Raw genomic sequence first — 15809 nt, forward strand, 5'->3', positions numbered from 1 at the left:
TAAACAGCTCGTCTACGCGTCGGCGGACCGCACCACATCGCGATCACTGTGGATAGGCGGGTCAGCGCTGCAGGGTGAGCAGGCCCGGCCGGTACGGCAGTTTCAGGTAGTTGGGTTCCTGTGTGTTGTTGGGGAGGCCCTGGTAGAGGAACTGCAGGTTGCAGGGATCGATGGTCATGGTCTGGTCGGGGTTGTTGCGGACCAGGTCACCGTGGCTGACGCCTTGGGCCCAGGTGGAACCGCTGTTGAACTGGCCCGCGAAGGGGCTGCTCTCGCTGCCGGCCTGGACGGTCCACGGACCGTTCAGGCTGGAGGCGGTGAACGAGCGGAAGTAGCGGTTCGTCCCCTGCGCCTCAACGATCATGAGGTACTGGTTCTGGCCCTGGACCTTGTAGACCTGCGGCGCCTCGAACAGAAGGTCCCTTGCGTCGCTCATGACCGTCGTGTACGAGGAGCCGAAGTTGCCCGGGAAGTTCCCGATCGGCATGCTCGCCCGGTAGATGTTGCCGTTGTCAGCGGCGAAGAACAGGTACATGTTCTGGTCGTCGGCGATCATGGTCGGGTCGATCGGGGCGTTCTTCTGGTTCGCCCCGGGGCCGTCGGGGAGGCTGCCGGTGAACAGCGGCTGCCGGGCGGACCAGCCGTTGGGGTTGGTGGGGTCGCTGGACGTGCGGTAGTAGAGCGGCCACTGACCCCACTGGTCCACCAGCACCCAGACGTTCTTGGGCGCGAAGTAGAACAGTTGGGGCGCCACCGCGGACTCGTTCATCTTGGTCTGGCCGGCCGTCGCCATGTCCGACCAGTTCGTGAAGGGACTGAACCCCGTCGAGCCCCACGACGTTCCGTCGGAGGTGGTCGCGTAGACCAGGTGCTTGCCGTTGTACGTGGTGGTGGTGAAGTCCTTCAGCGCGACCTGCCCGTTCGCCGGCTCCGCCAGCGGACCCGTCGAGGTCCACCGGTAGGTCGACGGAAGAGCACACGAGTTGCTCGCCCCGGCCAGACCGGTCCACTTCTGGTTGGCGCCGCCGGTGCACGACCAGATCTGCACGCCCGTGCCGTTGGCCTTGCCCCAGCCCGAGACGTCCAGGCACAGCCCGGACCGCACGCCGACGATCGTGCCGTCGGGGTTCACCCGCCACTGCTGGTTGTCACTGCCGGTGCACGTCCAGATCTGCACCGGGGTCCCTGACGTGGTGGCGCCGCCCCGGACATCCAGGCACTTGTTGCCGTACACGGTCAGCTGGTTGCTGGCCGTCAACGTCCACTGCTGGTTGATTCCACCGTGGCAGTCCCAGATGTGCACGTTCGCGCCGTCGGTCTGGCTGAAGCCCTCCACGTCGAGACAGCGGCCGGAATCAACACTGCGCACGTCGCTGGTGGTGGCCGCCTGAGCCGGGCCGGCGACGAGCAGCGCCGCCAACGTGACCAGGGCCGCGACCGCGGCGGCGAGCGCCGCAGACAGATGTCTGCGGGTGAAACGTGATCTGCGCATGGGGACCTCGTCGTCCTTGAGCGGTTCCGGGCCCCGTCAGAGGCTGCCCGGACTGTCGATGTGGTGCGGTTCGTGGCGGTGCGTGGGCACCGGGCTGACCTCTTGTGGCTTCCGGTCCTGCGAAAGCTTCCGAAAGACCGGTGGCGCCGGTGTCTTCGCGCTACTGCGAAACGCACCGGCCTGTGTCGGACGTTGATCGTCGTGGTGCAAGCCCGCCGCACGGTGACCCCCAGGTGCTGCGCGAGCCGTTCGAGCTCTGGCTTTGCTGTAAAGGCGCCGGCCGTGTTCGCCGTCCTGCCTGGGCCGCTTGGGCGCCCGGAGTGGAGGCTCGGACGGCGTCGGGTGAGCCCGTCACGGTCCCGACGTCATCAGACGGTGGCAGCCAGCAGGCCCTGGACCGAGACTCGGCGACGGCCGAAACGTTTGAGCGTTCACGCCTCTCCTCGTACGGTCGGGTGCGGGTGCGGGTGCGGGCGGGGGCGGTGGCCGGGATCGTCTCTGTTCAGGGCGTGGACAGCTCGAACCGCGTGACGCGGACCGAGCCACCGAGCGCCTGGGCGGCGTGGTTGAAGAGCGCACACCAGGAGCGGCCCCGGTGCGTTCGTCATGTCGAACAAGGGTCGAAGTGTCGAGCAACCTGGATCATAGAGAAGCTGTGAGCGGCGTCAATACGTCTCACAGGAATCGCGAGCAACACCGAAACAGTCACGGCCTCATGAATGGAACGCCGCAGGTCCTGGCGCCCCTTCAAGCCCGGATGCGGGAGCCGTCGACGGTCGCCCGGAAAAATCCAGGACGCTCGCGCTGCGGAGCTTGGTGAGGAGGACCTCGTGCAGCCGGGCCAGACTCCGGCCCCGGACCACTCGGCCAGGCGACGGCAGCAGGCCATGCCCGACCCGAAGCCGGGTTCCTGCGGCAGGTGTTCCCAGGCGATCCCGGCGTGCAGGACGAACATTGGCGGGCGACAGTCCGGCCCACAGAGTCCACACTTGCCACTGGGCGATATCGGCCTCCGCAAAGGCCGCCGCCCGCGCTCCTGGGCCCTGCCCGCCGCGCTCACCGGCACCGCCGCCGCACTCGCGCTGGCCGCCCTGCAACTCGGCGACGGCTCCCTCTTCTCCCTCACCGGCACCCGGCCCGGCGGCCTCTCCCTGATCGAGGTCGCGGGCTTCGCCCCCGCCGCCGTGGCCGTGCTGGTACGCCGCCGCGCCTGGGCGGCCCTCCCGCTGGCCGCCGTCCTGGTCGCCAAGGCGCTGCGCGCCCACCCGCAGGCCGAACAGGCCGCCGTAGGGCCGCTGCTCACGTTCGTGCACCTCACGGCCGCCGCGCTGTGGGCCGGAACCCTGCTGCACGTGCTGCGCACGCTGGCCGCCTGGCGCGGCGAACGCGTCCCCGTCCGCGCCCTGCTGCTCTCCTACGCCCGCCTCGCCGGGCCCTGCCCGCCGCCCCGAAGGGGGAGCCGGACGGGGCGCGCGAGAGCGTGCGGGGCGATGTACCCAGTCGTGGAGCAGCTGCGCGAGGAGTACGGCGACCGGGTCACCTTCGTCGCCCGCTACTTCCCCATGCCCGGCCACCGCAACGGCGAACTGGCCGCCCGCACCGCCGAAGCCGCCGCCCGACAGGGCAAGTTCGAGGAGATGTACACCAAGCTCTTCACCACCCAGAAGCAGTGGGGCGAGTCGCAGCAGTGGAAGCAGTCCGTCTTCCGCGGCTACGCGAAGGAACTCGGCTTGGACATGGCCCGTTTCGACGCCGACCTCGCCGACCCGGAGGTCGCCGGACGCGTCCAGGACGACCAGCGCGGCGGCCTCGGTCTGGGCGTTCAGGGCACCCCCACGTTCTTCCTCGACGGAGAACAGATCGCCATCCCCGGTTCGTACGAGGCGTTCAAGGCGCTCATCGATGCCCGGCTGTCCGACTGACGGCGCGGGCAGGCCACACCACGCGGTATCTGGTCGACGGGTGCGGACCTCCCTGGACCGTGACAAGAACGCCATCGACGACGAAGCCCTTCAAGTCATCAGCCCCTACGAGACGACTTTGTCGGCAGTCAGTCCGGTCAGAGGGTCATGAAAGGCGAGTGCTCGCTGAGCAGGAGCTCGCGCAGTACCAAGCGGATGCGCGACAGAACTCGGCGACGTGACGATGCAGGTGCAGACATGGATACCCCAGCAGCGGTAAGGTACGCCTGGTTGCGTACCTCTGCGTAAGGTACGCAACCAGGCGTACCTTGTCGAGAGGTGAAGTGATGGCGGCAGGCGAGTTGGCGCACCCTCGTGCCGAGGAGCTGGAGGTGGGAACCGTCCTTCTGGCGCTTGCTGATGGGAACCGGCGCCGGGTTGTGGCTGAACTGGCCGAACGGCCGGACGAAGAGCGGCTATGCGCTTCCTTCGACCTGCCGGTGAGCAAGTCCAGTCGCACCCGACACTGGCGGGTACTGCGCGAAGCAGGCCTGGTGTACCAGCGCGATGCCGGCAACGGGCTGTATATGCGTCTCCGCAAGGAGGACTTGGACCGCAGATTCCCGGGCCTGATCCAGGCAGTTGTAGCTGCGGACTAGGCGCTCCGCTGTGCATCGGCCGCCACAAGGCGGCGTTGGCTGGTGAGGCTCGCTGCTATGCCGGCGAAGGCAAGTAAGTGTTCGGCCTTGTGGTCGTGCCGCTGCTCCAGGTGTAGGAGGGGCTCACAGGGAGCCACCGGCGACGGCAGCCGTCCTCAGATTCCAGCGACCGTCCCGGCCGGTGAGCTGGACGGTGGACAGGGGCGGGACGTCGACGCGCCAGAATGACCGCTGCGGCGCGTCCAGCACGTGGACCACCGCGGCACGCGCCAAGGCCTGCTCGACCACGGCCAGTACCCGCCCTGCGTCGCCCGGCAGCCCGTCCAGCCAACTGGAGACCCGCTCGCACACCTCGGCCACGGACTCGCCGCCGTGCGGCGCTGCTCCCGGATCCGACATCCAGGCGACGAGGCCGGGCCCGTCACTCGCTGCGACTTCATCGAGTGTCCGGCCGTGCCACGAGCCCATGTCGATGTCACGCAGCGTCGGTTCCACGGTGACGGCGTCCCAGCCCAGGGCCTGGGCCGTCCGTGTGCACCGCTGCGAGGGTGCCGTATACAGGGTGGCCGTCGTGGGCAGGGTTCCGGCGACTGCCCTCGCCTGCCGCAGGGCACGCTCGTCGAGGGGTGTGTCCGCGCCGAAGCGCACGTCGTGTTCCGTGGGCGCCGCGGCGCACAGCAGCGTGAGCCGGACAGTCATGAAAGGCCCTTTCCCGGGGTCGGTTCATCGTAGATGGCGTACGCCATGTTGGCCGAAGCCCGTATTGCCCCTACGCTCTGGGACGACAAGGACGACGGCGCCACGGAAGCCGGTGCAAGCCCGGCACGGTCGCGCCACTGTGTGCCACCCCTCCCCGGAGGTGGTGGTGAGTCAGACCCAACGCCGTCGTCGCGTGCTCCACACGATGCGGGACGCGATGTTCCCGAGGAGGTCTCGCCATGGCGCAGTCCACTGCCGCCCCCACCCCCACCACCCAGACCCTCACGCCGCTGCCGCTGCGGACGATCGCCCCCTGGGCCGTCTTCTTCGGCGTCCTGATGCTGGTCCTCCTGTACTTCGTCGGCGCCGAGCAGGGCGCCACCGCACTGGTCTCCGGTGAGGGCGTGCACGAGTGGGTGCACGACGCCCGCCACCTCCTCGGCTTCCCCTGCCACTGACGGGTCCGCATCCATGAACTCCGTCACCGTACGCACCCTGCTGGTGCGCGGCATGCTCGCCGGCGTCGCCGCCGGCGTGCTCGCCTTCGTCTTCGCCTATCTGGTCGGGGAAGGCCCCGTGGACGCGGCCATCGCGTTCGAAGAGGCCAACTCCCACGAACACGGCGGCGAAGAACTGGTCAGCCGTTCGCTTCAGTCGACCGCCGGTCTCGCCACGGGCGTCCTCGTCTTCGGTGTCGCCATCGGCGGCATCGCGGCACTGGCGTTCTGCTTCGCGCTGGGCCGGATCGGCAGGTTCGGTGCCCGGGCGACGGCGGCACTCACCGGACTCGCCGGATTCCTCCTCGTCTACCTGGTGCCGATCCTGAAGTACCCGGCGAACCCGCCCGCCGTCGGCGACCCCGACACGCTCGACAAGCGCACCATCCTGTTCGTCCTGATGATCGCGCTGAGCGTTCTGCTGGGTATCGGCGCCATCCTGCTGGGCCGTCGCCTGGCCCCGGCGTGGGGCAACTGGAACGCCTCCACCGCCGCCGGCGGGGCCTTCGTCGCGGCAGTGGCTGTCGCCATGGTCGTCCTGCCGTCCGGCGGGAACACCCCGAAGGGCTTCCCCGCCACCGACCTGTGGGAGTTCCGCCTGGCCTCCATCGGTGTCCAGGCCGTGCTGTGGGCGACGTTCGGCCTCCTGTTCGGTTACCTGGCCGAACGTGTCCTCGACCCGAAGCCGACCCACGGCCGAGTCTCCACCCTGGCCGCCTGAACCATCGGGCACATGCGGCGGGATCTGCCGGGGGCGCGCCCGGCAGATCCCGCTGTGTTCTGCGTACTGTGTTGACGCACTGCTGCCCTCCGCGTCGCATGCGCCCTGGACCGATGGAGTACAAGGTCACAACGAGGGCGCAACGTATGGGTGGCGACGCTGCGGCTCGACGTGCATTGTCCTTACCATCCGAGGGACAAAAGGGCGCGACTGGGGCGCTCGACAGATCTGCACGTGGCGACCGGTGGCGGCGTCGATCGCGCGGCCGGGCAGGACCGGCGGGCTGGCCATCCGCAGGGCTTTCTGGTCATGGCCGGTCAGGAACCAGCCGAGCGTGACCGTCGCCCCGCAGCCGCAGGTCCGGGCCGCGTTGGGGGGAGTCGAAGTAGGTCACCGGATTGCGAGCTGCGGCGACCGGCTGAGGCTTGCCCACATAGGCGTCATGGACAGGGTGGCCCGCCTCCAGGAAGCGGCCTTCGATGGCGCGACGGCCGCCGGCGACCGACACCAGGCCGTCGATCTCCATGGCCTGGCGCACGATGCCCTGCGCCGACAACAGCGCGTACTGCTCCCGGTCGGCCCGCTCACCGAGCACCCAACACCGCGATTGGCGCGGAACAGGTCGGCTTGACCAGCGGTCACAGCTCCTGCGCGTAGGTGTCCTGGTACGCCGCCCTCCCGCCGAACACATTCAGGGCGATGTGGCCATCGGCGTACGTCGTGTCCGTCACGTCGATGATCCGTGTGCCGTTGAGGAACACCTGGATGCGGTCGCCCTCGGTGAGGATGCGGACGGGGTAGGTCGTGCCGCGGCGGAGCAGGGCCGGGACGCGGGCGAGGGCGGCGCCGTCGTCGAAGAAGCCGTTGGCCTTGGCGACCAGGCGGATCACGCGCAGGTCGGGGTCGATGTTGAGGCAGTAGGCGTCGGCGCCGTCGGAGGAGGCGCGCCAGAGTAGGGAGAGGGCACCGCCCGTGTCCGGGTCGGGGCCGCCGAGCCGGACCAGGGTGGTGAGGTCGAAGTCCGCCGCCGTGCGGGACGAGATCGCGTTGGAGTCCTTGTCGAAACTTCCGGCGCGGCCCGCGCTGTCCGTGGACCAGTGGCCGGCGGGGGTGATCGTCAAGTTGCCGAGGTCCGAGCGGAATTCACCGCCGGTCGGGGCGGCCACCAGCGGCTTCACCCGATCCACCAGGCGGAAGGTGCTGTCCAGCTTGTGCACCTTGAGCGAGTCGATGTGTGCGGTGCCGCCCTTGGCGTAGAAGGCCATGCCGTCGGCGTCCGGCGTGGGGAAGATGAGGCTGGTCACGGCGGCTCGGCCGTCTGCGCCGAATGCCTCGACCGAGGACGAGTCGACGTACACGCGCAGGGTCACGCGGCCGTCAGTCGTCTTCATCGGCGCGGTGGTGCGGCCCGTGAAGTACTGCGTGAAGTCGCTCAGGCCCGATGCCGAGCGGTCCACGAACAACTCCTGCGCCTCGGCGTCGTATCCGACTGTCGTGTGCTGGTCGTCGTCGGTCCGGAGCCGGAATCCGATCTCCTTGGCGGTGCCGAGGCTGATCTCGGCCTCGATCTCGTAGGCGATGCCCCGGACTCCCGCGAGCGGGTTCGCGGAGTCGGGGCCGACGGCGAGGTCCTTGCGGGTCGTGGTGGACGTGCGCAGCGTGACCAGCTCCGGCACCGGGCGCTGCGCCAGGCGTACGCCGTCGGCGGTGTCCGTGAGGGTCAGTTCGCGGGGGGTGCTCAGCTGGCCGTTCCAGCCGCCGGTCGGGGCGCTGAAGGGGTAGTCCCAGTTGCTCATCCAGCCGAGCCAGACGCGGCGGTCGCCGGGCAGGCCGTAGAAGGACATGGCGGCGTAGTGGTCACGGCCGGAGTCGGCGCGCAGGACCGTGCCGGCCTTCTGGTCGGGAGTGAAACCGGTGCCGTTCCACTCACCCGTGAAGTACTGGGCGGCCGAGCCGTTCGTGGCACGTACGGCACCGGTGCTCAGGGTGAGGACCCACTTCACCTTCTCCTTGTCGCCGTCGACCGGCAGCGGGAAGAAGTCGGGGCACTCCCAGACGCCGGGCGTGGCCCAGTCGCCGTAGCCGAAGGAGCTGACCTGGGTCCAGGTGAGGAGGTCGGCGGAGGTGAAGAAGCGGATGTGGTCGCCGCCGGAGACGACCATCAGCCACTGGTCGTGAGCCTCGTCGCGGATGACCTTCGGGTCGCGGAAGGTCCAGCCGGCGTCGGGGCCTCCCGGGTTCTGCACGGCCGGACTCGAGCCGCCGTGCAGCTGCCATGATCGGCCCTTGTCCTTGCTGTACGCGATGCGCACACTGGCGTTCCCGCCCGGCTTGTCCGGGTGGTAGCTCGTGTAATAGGCGATCAGGCCCGAGCCGCCGTCGAAGAGACCGGAGGTGTCGTCGGCGTCCACGACAGCGCAGCCGGTCCAGCAGTGCCCGTACGTGTTCCAGGGCAGGGCGATCGGCAGGGGCTGCCAGTGGACGAGGTCGGTGCTGACGGCGTGCGCCCAGCGGCCCTCGTCCTGGTGGAAGAGGTGGTACTCGCCGTCGTGGTACAGCAGGCCGCAGGGGTCGCTGGTGGAGCCGGTGAGCTGGGAGTAGTGGTACGTGGGGCGGTACGGCTCGGTGAAGTGGTCGGCGGTGCTTCGGACTTCGACGTTCTGGAAGTACGACGTCCCGTGCGCGGCCGCGGTGCCGAAGGCGGCGCCCCTGGTGCGGGACACGCGGGTCCTGAGCGCCCGTACGCCGTCCACGTACACCTCGATGGTTCTGCCCGTCGCGCGGGCCTCGACGCGGTACGTGCCTGCGGCCGTGATGCGCCGGACCGGGCCGGAGGCGGAGGCGAGGCGGGCGCCGGAGGAGCGGTCCAGCAGGACGACGGCGTTGCGGCCGGCTTCCAGGCGGGCTTCGTAGCCGCCGGAGCCGTTCGCGGACGCGCGCAGGACGAGGCCGGCCGAGGAGGAGCGGTCGCCGGGTGTGATGTCGGCCCTCGCCACCAGGTCACCGTCGGTGAAGGGGGCCGTGCGCAGGCCGTTCTCGCCGCGGATGCCGCGCAGGTCCGGGGTCCAGGTGCCGGAGCGGGCCCTCCAGCCCCGGAGGCCGGTGGCGAGGTCGGCCGCGGCGATGTTCTCGAAGGACACCTCGCCGACCGAAGCCGTGACGGCGAGTCGGCCCTTCGTGTGGGTGGAGTCCTGGGCGGTGATGACGGGGCTGTAGCCGTCGGGAGAGAGGAAGTTGGTCTGCCAGTGCACGCGCAGTTCGTCGCGTTCGGCTTCGACGCGCAGACGGTAGACCGTGTCGGCCTTGATGGTGGTCGCGTAGGTGCCGAGGGTGACGTTGCCGTCGATGCGGTAGAGCCTCAGCCTGCCCTGGTCCGCGTCGACTTGGACGCCGTAGCCGTGCGTGGCCTCGGCGTCGGTGCGCACCAGCAGTGAGGCGATGGCGGAGGCGTCGTGCAGGAGCAGGTCGGCCTGGAGCGCGGTGTCGTAGGTCTTGGTCGTGGTGACGGCGCGGGCGGTGGCTTTCTGGGTCGGGGCCGCGCGCCAGCCCAGCGGACTCGCCGTCCAGGTGCCGCCGCTCGTCGTCCAGCCGGTGAGGTTGGTGGTGACCGAGGAGAGGGAGGGCGGGCCGAAGGTGACCTTGCCGCCCTGGGCGAGCAGGCCCACCGAGCCGGTGTCATGGCGGTGGTCCTTGGTGTGGATGAGCCGCTTGCCGTCGATGTAGACCGACAACTCCGGTCCGTCGACGGCCACTTCGAGGTCGTACGACTTTCCGGCCCGTGCGCCGGGCAGCGGCGCGGTGGCGAGGGTGTCGCCGCCGGCCAGGTCGTAGAGCCGTATGCGGGCGCGGCCCAGGTCGAGGGCGACCGCGTATCCGGTCGAGCCGTCGAGGGCTGCCCGGAACACCAACGCGCCTACGGCGGAGGGCGATTGGGGCGTGACGCGGGCCGTGTACGTGCCCTTGGCCGCGAGTTGCTGCTCGGACAGGGCGAGGGCGGGCCCGCGACGGCCGGCGGTCGCCTTCTGGCCGCCGTCGGAGGTGCGGGTCCAGGTACCGGCGACGGGGACGGGGTCGGGAATCGGGGTGGCGGCGGGGGTCGCTCCGGCGGCGCTCGGGACGGCGGCCTGTGCTGCGGGGAGGATGCCTCCGAGAGGCAGCAGGGTGGCGGCGGTTCCTCCGGCGAGCAGGAGGGTACGGCGGGACACGCTCATGGCGGCTCCTGAGAGAGAACCTGAGAGAGAACAGGGGCGGGTGGGCCACGGCCCGCGGGGACGTCCACCCCGCGGGCCGTGGCCGTGTGTAAGACCGTCACGGCCACAACGGCCGGGGTACGTCGGTGAAGGCCGACGCCATCTGCCAGGCGTAGAACCGCTCCAGGGCCACGTCGCCGTCGGCACCGATACCGACGCCGACGGCCTCGTCCGGGCGGGTGGGGTAGATGCGGGCGGTCAGGGCACGCCCGTTGGCGAAGATCTCCAGTGCGGAGTGGTCGACGAGGATCCGCAGGTCGACCCGGCCGTCGGGGTCCAACGGCAGTTCCCCGTACCGGGGTTCGGTGTCGACCGTCGGGTCGAGGCTGCTGGTCTCGCGGTGCAGTCGGAGGGTGCCGCTCGCTCCGTCGTGCGACCGGCTCACCTCCACGACCGTGCGTTCCGCGCCGTCCGGTGTCTCGCGGAGCACGAGCCGGGCGGTCGCTCCGGGAGCGAGCCGCAGGGTCGTCTCGATGTCCAGCTGGTCCCCGCGCACGGCGGGCAGCGAGATGTACGGGTCGGCCAGCGGGCCCGCCGCCACCTCTACGCGTTCCCGCCGCAACTGGGTCAGCTCCGGCACCGGAGCCTGATGCAGGCCGCCGTCCGTGGCGAGCGTGACGACCCTCGGCAGGGACATCACACCGCACCAGCCGGCCTGCGCGTTCGCCTCGTCCGTCCGGCCCTCCTGGAGCCAGCCGAGCATGATGCGGCGGCCGTGCTCGTCACGGGTGGACTGGGGGGCGTAGAAGTAGCGGCCGCCGTAGTCGAGCCGGTGGAGGGCGGTGGTGGTGAAGGTGTCGCCCTGGTAGCGGCCGGTCCAGTACAGGGGGTGGTGGGTGGTGCCCTCGTCCCAGGCGGAGAAGACCAGCACGTCGGTACTGCCGGCCTCCTCGTCCTCGCCGAGCCGGAAGAGGTCGACGCACTCCCACATCGTGCCGGTCCAGTCGAGCTCGCCCTGGTTCTGCGAGGCGTCGCCGGTCAGCAGGGGGCCGACGTAGCGCCAGCTGCGCAGGTCGTCGGATTCGTACAGGAAGGCCGTTCCGCCGACGCCCCGGATTCCCGAGCCCACCAGCTGACGCCACACCGTGTTCTCGCCGGAGCCCTCCCGCCAGACGCAGTGGTCGCGGAAGGCCGTGATGTCGACGCCCTCCGGCGGGGCGGTGATGACGGGGTTGGCCCGGTCCTTGGTCCAGTACCTCAGATCCGCCGATCCCCTGGCCACGCACGGGAGTTCATGCTCGCCGTGCCTGCCCGAATAAACGAGCGTGGGCACTCCCCTGTCGTCCACCAGGACTCCGGACCAGCAGCCGTCGCGGTCCGGGCCGTCCGAGCCCGGCACCAGGGCGACCGGCTCGTCGGCCCAGTGCACGAGGTCGGTGCTGGTGGCGTGGCCCCAGTGGATGCGGTGGTGGGCGGCGGCGAGCGGGTTGTACTGGTAGAAGAGGTGGTAGACGCCGTTCCAGTGGCTCAGCCCGTTGGGGTCGTTGAGCCAGCCGCCGGGCGAGGTGAAGTGGAAGCGGGGGCGGTGGGGGTCGCGCGGGGCGCGCTCGGCCAGCCCCTCGGCGGTGGGACTGCCGGAGGGGAGGGTGAGGTCGTGGGTCATGCGGCGGTGGTCTCCGCTTTCTCGGTGTCGTCGGTTACGTCGGTGGCCTCGCCGTCCGGCCGGTCGGTGGCCTTCAGAACACGGCGGGCGACATCGGAAGCGGGTGCGCGCAGATGGCAGCGCACCCAGTGGGGCTGTCCTCCCCCAGCCTCCGGCCGGGGGGACCCCCATCTCGCTTCGCTCGTCTCGCCGACGATGTGGCGGACGGGCTCGGTGCGGCTACACGTGCCGTCGTCGCCGTAGGGGCAGGACGTGGGGTTGAGGATCGCCTCGCGCAGGCGGGCGCGCTCGACGGGGTCGTAGCTGCCGGCCCGTTCGGGGTCGGGCACGGCGGACAGCAGCAAGCGGGTGTAGGGGTGGGCGGGGGCGTCCATCACGGCCAACGCGTCGCCGCCCTCGACGAGTTCGCCGGCGAACATGACCATCGTGGTGTCGGCGAGATAGCGGGCGGAGCCCAGGTCGTGGGTGATGTAGAGCATGGCGATGTTCCGCTCGTCGCGCAGGCGCCGCATCAGGTTGAGCACGCCGACGCGCACGGAGACGTCCAGCATCGACGTCGGTTCGTCGGCCAGGATGAGGCGCGGTTCCACCGCCAAGGCGCGAGCGATGGAGACGCGCTGACGCTGGCCGCCGGAGAGTTCGTGCGGGTAGGACTGGAGCATGTCCTCGGTCAGGCCGACCGTTTTTATCAGCTCGCGCAGCGCCTCTGGTGTGGCGGAGTGGCCGTGCAGGACGAGGGCCCGGGTGAGGAAGTGCTCGATGCGGTGGACGGGGTTGAGTGAGCCGAAGGGGTCCTGGAACACCATCTGGACCTTGCGACGGTACGCCCGTGACGCCCGGCGCCGCTCGGTGCGCAGGACGTCCTCGCCGTCGAGCAGCACCTGTCCGGCGGAGGGCTGTTCGAGGCGGGCGAGACAGCGGGCGATGGTGGACTTGCCGCTGCCGGACTCGCCGACCAGGGCGGTGATCCGGCCGGCCGGGAGATCGAAGGAGACGTCGTTGACGGCTCGGACACGGCGCCGGGAGAAGACGGTGCCGACCTGGAAGTCCTTGGTCAGACCGCGTACGGTCAGCAGGGGTTCGGTCATCGGGGGGCTCCTTCGAGGCTGCGGGCCACCCAGCGGCCGGGGGCGATCTCGCGCAGGTCGGGGATGTTCATGGAGCAGTCCGAGCGGTCCTCGGGACAGCGGACGTGGAAGCCGCAGCTGTCGGCGGTGCGCGGGGCGTCGAAGAGGCCGGTGAGCTCTTGGCGCGGGCCTGTCAGCGGCGGGAAGGCGTTCATCAGCGCCTCGGTGTAGGGGTGGAGCGGCCCCGCGAACAGGTCCTTGGCGTCGGCGAGTTCGACGATCCGTCCGCCGTACATCACGCCCATGCGGTCCGACAGCTCGATCATCAGGGACATGTCGTGGGTGATGAAGAGGATGGAGAAGCCCAGCTCCCGCTGGAGGTCGCGGATCTGCGCCATGATCTCCTGCTGCACGACCACGTCGAGCGCGGTGGTCGGCTCGTCCATGATCAGCAGCCGGGGGTGGAGTGCGACGGCCATGGCGATGACCACGCGCTGGCGCATGCCGCCGGAAAGTTGGTGCGGGTACGCCTTCAGCCTTCCCGAGTCGATGCCGACCAGCTGAAGCAGCTCGCCGGCCCGCTCCGTCGCGAGCCGCTTCTTCAGCTTCTCGTGGGTGGTGAAGATGTCGACGATCTGCTCGCCGATGGTCAGGACGGGGTTGAGGGAGTTCATCGCCGACTGGAAGACCATGGCGATCTCCCGCCACCGGAAGGCGCGCAGCTCGCGTGCGTCGAGGGCGAGGACGTCCCTGCCCTGGAAGCGGATGCTGCCCGCGGTGATCTCCGCCGGGGGTTTCAGCAGCCGCATCACGGAGTTGGCGATGGTCGATTTGCCGCAGCCGGACTCACCGGCGAGGCCGAAGATCTCTCCGGCGCCGATGGAGAAGGAGACGTCGTCGGCGCCCACGACGGTGCGTCCGTCGCCGCGGTATTCGACGCGCAGGCCGTTCACCTCAAGTACGGGTTCCATGGCTCAGCCCCTCCTCTCACGTCGGGCACGGCGGTTGCGCAGCCTCGGGTTGGTGATCTCGTCGACCGCGTAGTTGACCAGCGCGAGCGCGAAGGCGACGAAGGCGATGCACAGTCCGGAGGGCACGAAGGCCCACCATGCGCCGGTCATCAGCGCGCCGTCGTTGCCGGCCCAGTACAGGTTGGTGCCCCAGCTGACGACGCTGCTGTCGCCGAGGCCGAGGAACTCCAGGCCGGCCTGGGCGCCGATGCCGAAGATCACGCAGCCGAGCAGCGTGGTCATCACCACGGACGCCATGTTGGGCAGGATCTCGCGGAACATGATCCGCAGCGGGCGCTCCCCGGTGACGACGGCCGCGGCCACGAAGTCCTTGCCCCGGATCGACTTGGCCTGCGCCCGCAGGACCCGGGCCGAGCCCGCCCAGCCGGTGACGACGAGCACCAGGATCACGGTGGAGGTCCCGGGCGGCAGGAACGCGGCCAGGATGATGAGCAGCGGCAGGCCGGGCAGCAGCAGGAAGATGTTGGTGACCAGGGTCAGCGCGTCGTCCACGATGCGGCCGAAGTACGCGGCGGCGAGGCCGACGACGATGGCGACGCCCGTCGCGACGAGCCCCACGGTGAACCCGACGAAGAGCGAACTGCGCGCACCCCACAGGGTGAGGGCGAGCACGTCCTGACCCTTGGCGGTCGTACCGAGCCAGTGTGCGTCCGAGGGGGCCTGGCTGCCCGTGGAGTTGATGAGCGACGGGTCGCCCGGTGCGAGGACGGGTGCGAGCAGGGCCAGCAGCGCGAAGACGGCGAGCAGGATCAGCCCGGTCAACGCCTTCTTGCTGTCGATGAGCTGGCGCACCAGTCCGCGTCGGCGGGAGGTGCGTGCGGGGGTGGTCGGCGTGGTGGCCGTCGCGATCTCGATGGCGGTCATGTCGGCAGCCCCCTTCAGCGGACGCGGACGCGCGGGTCGAGGCGGACGTAGACGAGGTCGACGAGGAAGTTCGCGATCAGCACCGCCGCCGTGATCGTCAGGAAGATGCCCTGCATCAGCGGGTAGTCCAGGCCCTGGACGGACATCAGCAGCTGGTAGCCGATGCCGGGGTAGGCGAACACGACCTCGGTGAGCAGCGCGCCGCCGACGACGAAGCCGAGCGCCATGCCGAAGTTGGTGACGGAGGGAAGCAGCGCGTTGCGGGCGGCGTATCGGAACATGATCCGTGAAGGGCTGAGCCCCTTCGCCTCGGCCATGGTGATGTAGTCCTCGGCCGCCGTGGCGATCATGGTGTTGCGCATGCCGAGCATCCAGCCGCCGATGGAGACCAGCACGATGGTCAGCGCGGGCAGCACCAGGTGGGTGGCGACGTTGGAGAGGAATTCGCCGTTGAAGCCGGGGGTCAGTCCGACGTCGTAGGCGTGCCGCATGGGGAACCAGCCGAGGCTCACCCCGAACAGGTACAGCGCGCCCATGGCCAGCCAGAAGTACGGGAACGAGCCGACGAAGATCAGCAGGGGCGGGAAGGCGGAGTCGAGGACGCCGCCGCGCCGCCAGGCGGCGACGATGCCGAGCAGGTTGCCGAGCACGGCCGCGATGACGAGCGCGACGCCACCGAGGAGCAGGGTCCAGCCGATCTGCGAGCCGATCACGTCGGTGACCGGGGTGGGGAAGCGGGTGATGGAGATGCCGAGGTCGCCGGTGAAGACGCTCTTGACGTAGGAGACGTACTGCTCCCAGAGGGGGCGGTTGTCGAGGCCGAAGAGTTTCCGCAGCTGGGCTATCTGGTCGGGCTGCATGGTGCCCTGGGCCTGCGCGAACATCCGGGAGACCGGGTCGCCCGGCATGAAGCGCGGGAGAACGAAGTTCAGGGTGACGGAGGCCCAGAAGGCGAGCAGATAGAACCCCAGGTTGCGCAGGATCAGACGCACGGGTCGTGCTCCCTGTCGGTGGGGGGTGAACGG

General features: G+C 70.0%; 12 protein-coding genes and 1 pseudogene. 4 read left to right on the plus strand and 9 right to left on the minus strand.

Annotated features, from left to right (window positions below; translation table 11 throughout):
• Positions 1-61 precede the first annotated feature (61 nt).
• Positions 62-1492, minus strand: coding sequence for a non-reducing end alpha-L-arabinofuranosidase family hydrolase (locus ACIBK3_RS04795; RefSeq protein ID WP_399361864.1), 1431 nt, complete (start codon positions 1490-1492; stop codon positions 62-64).
• Between the two features lie 1478 nt (positions 1493-2970).
• Between ACIBK3_RS04795 and ACIBK3_RS04800 the strand changes: the two are divergent.
• Positions 2971-3414: pseudogene (locus ACIBK3_RS04800) on the plus strand (DsbA family protein); the annotation flags it as partial.
• 326 nt (positions 3415-3740) lie between these two features.
• Positions 3741-4052, plus strand: a complete 312-nt coding sequence (locus ACIBK3_RS04805) for an ArsR/SmtB family transcription factor (protein ID WP_399361866.1) — start codon at positions 3741-3743, stop codon at positions 4050-4052.
• A gap of 123 nt (positions 4053-4175) precedes the next feature.
• Here ACIBK3_RS04805 and ACIBK3_RS04810 read toward each other — a convergent pair whose 3' ends face one another.
• A complete protein-coding gene (locus ACIBK3_RS04810; RefSeq protein ID WP_399361868.1) occupies positions 4176-4751 on the minus strand; it encodes a histidine phosphatase family protein in 576 nt (191 codons plus the stop codon).
• A gap of 239 nt (positions 4752-4990) precedes the next feature.
• Between ACIBK3_RS04810 and ACIBK3_RS04815 the strand changes: the two genes are divergently transcribed.
• Entirely contained in the window at positions 4991-5209 is a 219-nt protein-coding gene (locus tag ACIBK3_RS04815) for a CbtB-domain containing protein (protein ID WP_053753999.1), read from the plus strand.
• Between the two features lie 13 nt (positions 5210-5222).
• Entirely contained in the window at positions 5223-5969 is a 747-nt protein-coding gene (locus ACIBK3_RS04820; RefSeq protein ID WP_399361870.1) for a CbtA family protein, read from the plus strand.
• A 307-nt stretch (positions 5970-6276) separates the two neighbouring features.
• On the opposite strand, the gene ACIBK3_RS04825 is transcribed toward ACIBK3_RS04820, so the two are convergent.
• The 7 genes from ACIBK3_RS04825 to ACIBK3_RS04855 all read right to left on the minus strand — a co-directional run bounded on the left by ACIBK3_RS04825 (position 6277) and on the right by ACIBK3_RS04855 (position 15776).
• Positions 6277-6564: a hypothetical protein gene (locus ACIBK3_RS04825; protein ID WP_399361871.1), complete on the minus strand. Its 288-nt coding sequence runs from the start codon at positions 6562-6564 to the stop codon at positions 6277-6279.
• Positions 6565-6607: 43 nt separating this feature from the next.
• The gene (locus tag ACIBK3_RS04830) at positions 6608-10180 is read right to left on the minus strand and encodes a GH32 C-terminal domain-containing protein (RefSeq protein WP_399361873.1); all 3573 of its coding nucleotides are present in this window, start codon (positions 10178-10180) and stop codon (positions 6608-6610) included.
• Positions 10181-10277: 97 nt separating this feature from the next.
• A complete protein-coding gene (locus tag ACIBK3_RS04835) occupies positions 10278-11822 on the minus strand; it encodes a glycoside hydrolase family 32 protein (RefSeq protein ID WP_399361875.1) in 1545 nt (514 codons plus the stop codon).
• Positions 11819-12910: an ATP-binding cassette domain-containing protein gene (locus tag ACIBK3_RS04840; RefSeq protein ID WP_399361877.1), complete on the minus strand. Its 1092-nt coding sequence runs from the start codon at positions 12908-12910 to the stop codon at positions 11819-11821. The genes ACIBK3_RS04835 and ACIBK3_RS04840 overlap by 4 nt, the downstream gene beginning before the upstream one ends.
• Positions 12907-13860 (minus strand): ABC transporter ATP-binding protein, encoded by a 954-nt coding sequence (locus ACIBK3_RS04845; protein WP_399361879.1) that lies wholly within the window; start codon positions 13858-13860, stop codon positions 12907-12909. The genes ACIBK3_RS04840 and ACIBK3_RS04845 overlap by 4 nt, the downstream gene beginning before the upstream one ends.
• A 3-nt stretch (positions 13861-13863) precedes the next feature.
• Complete coding sequence (locus tag ACIBK3_RS04850) at positions 13864-14784, minus strand: ABC transporter permease (protein ID WP_399361881.1); 921 nt, start codon at positions 14782-14784, stop codon at positions 13864-13866.
• Positions 14785-14798: 14 nt separating this feature from the next.
• Positions 14799-15776 (minus strand): ABC transporter permease, encoded by a 978-nt coding sequence (locus ACIBK3_RS04855; RefSeq protein ID WP_399361883.1) that lies wholly within the window; start codon positions 15774-15776, stop codon positions 14799-14801.
• Positions 15777-15809: the final 33 nt, after the last annotated feature.

Source organism: Streptomyces sp. NPDC050287 (genome assembly GCF_044459385.1).
Classification (GTDB): domain Bacteria; phylum Actinomycetota; class Actinomycetes; order Streptomycetales; family Streptomycetaceae; genus Streptomyces.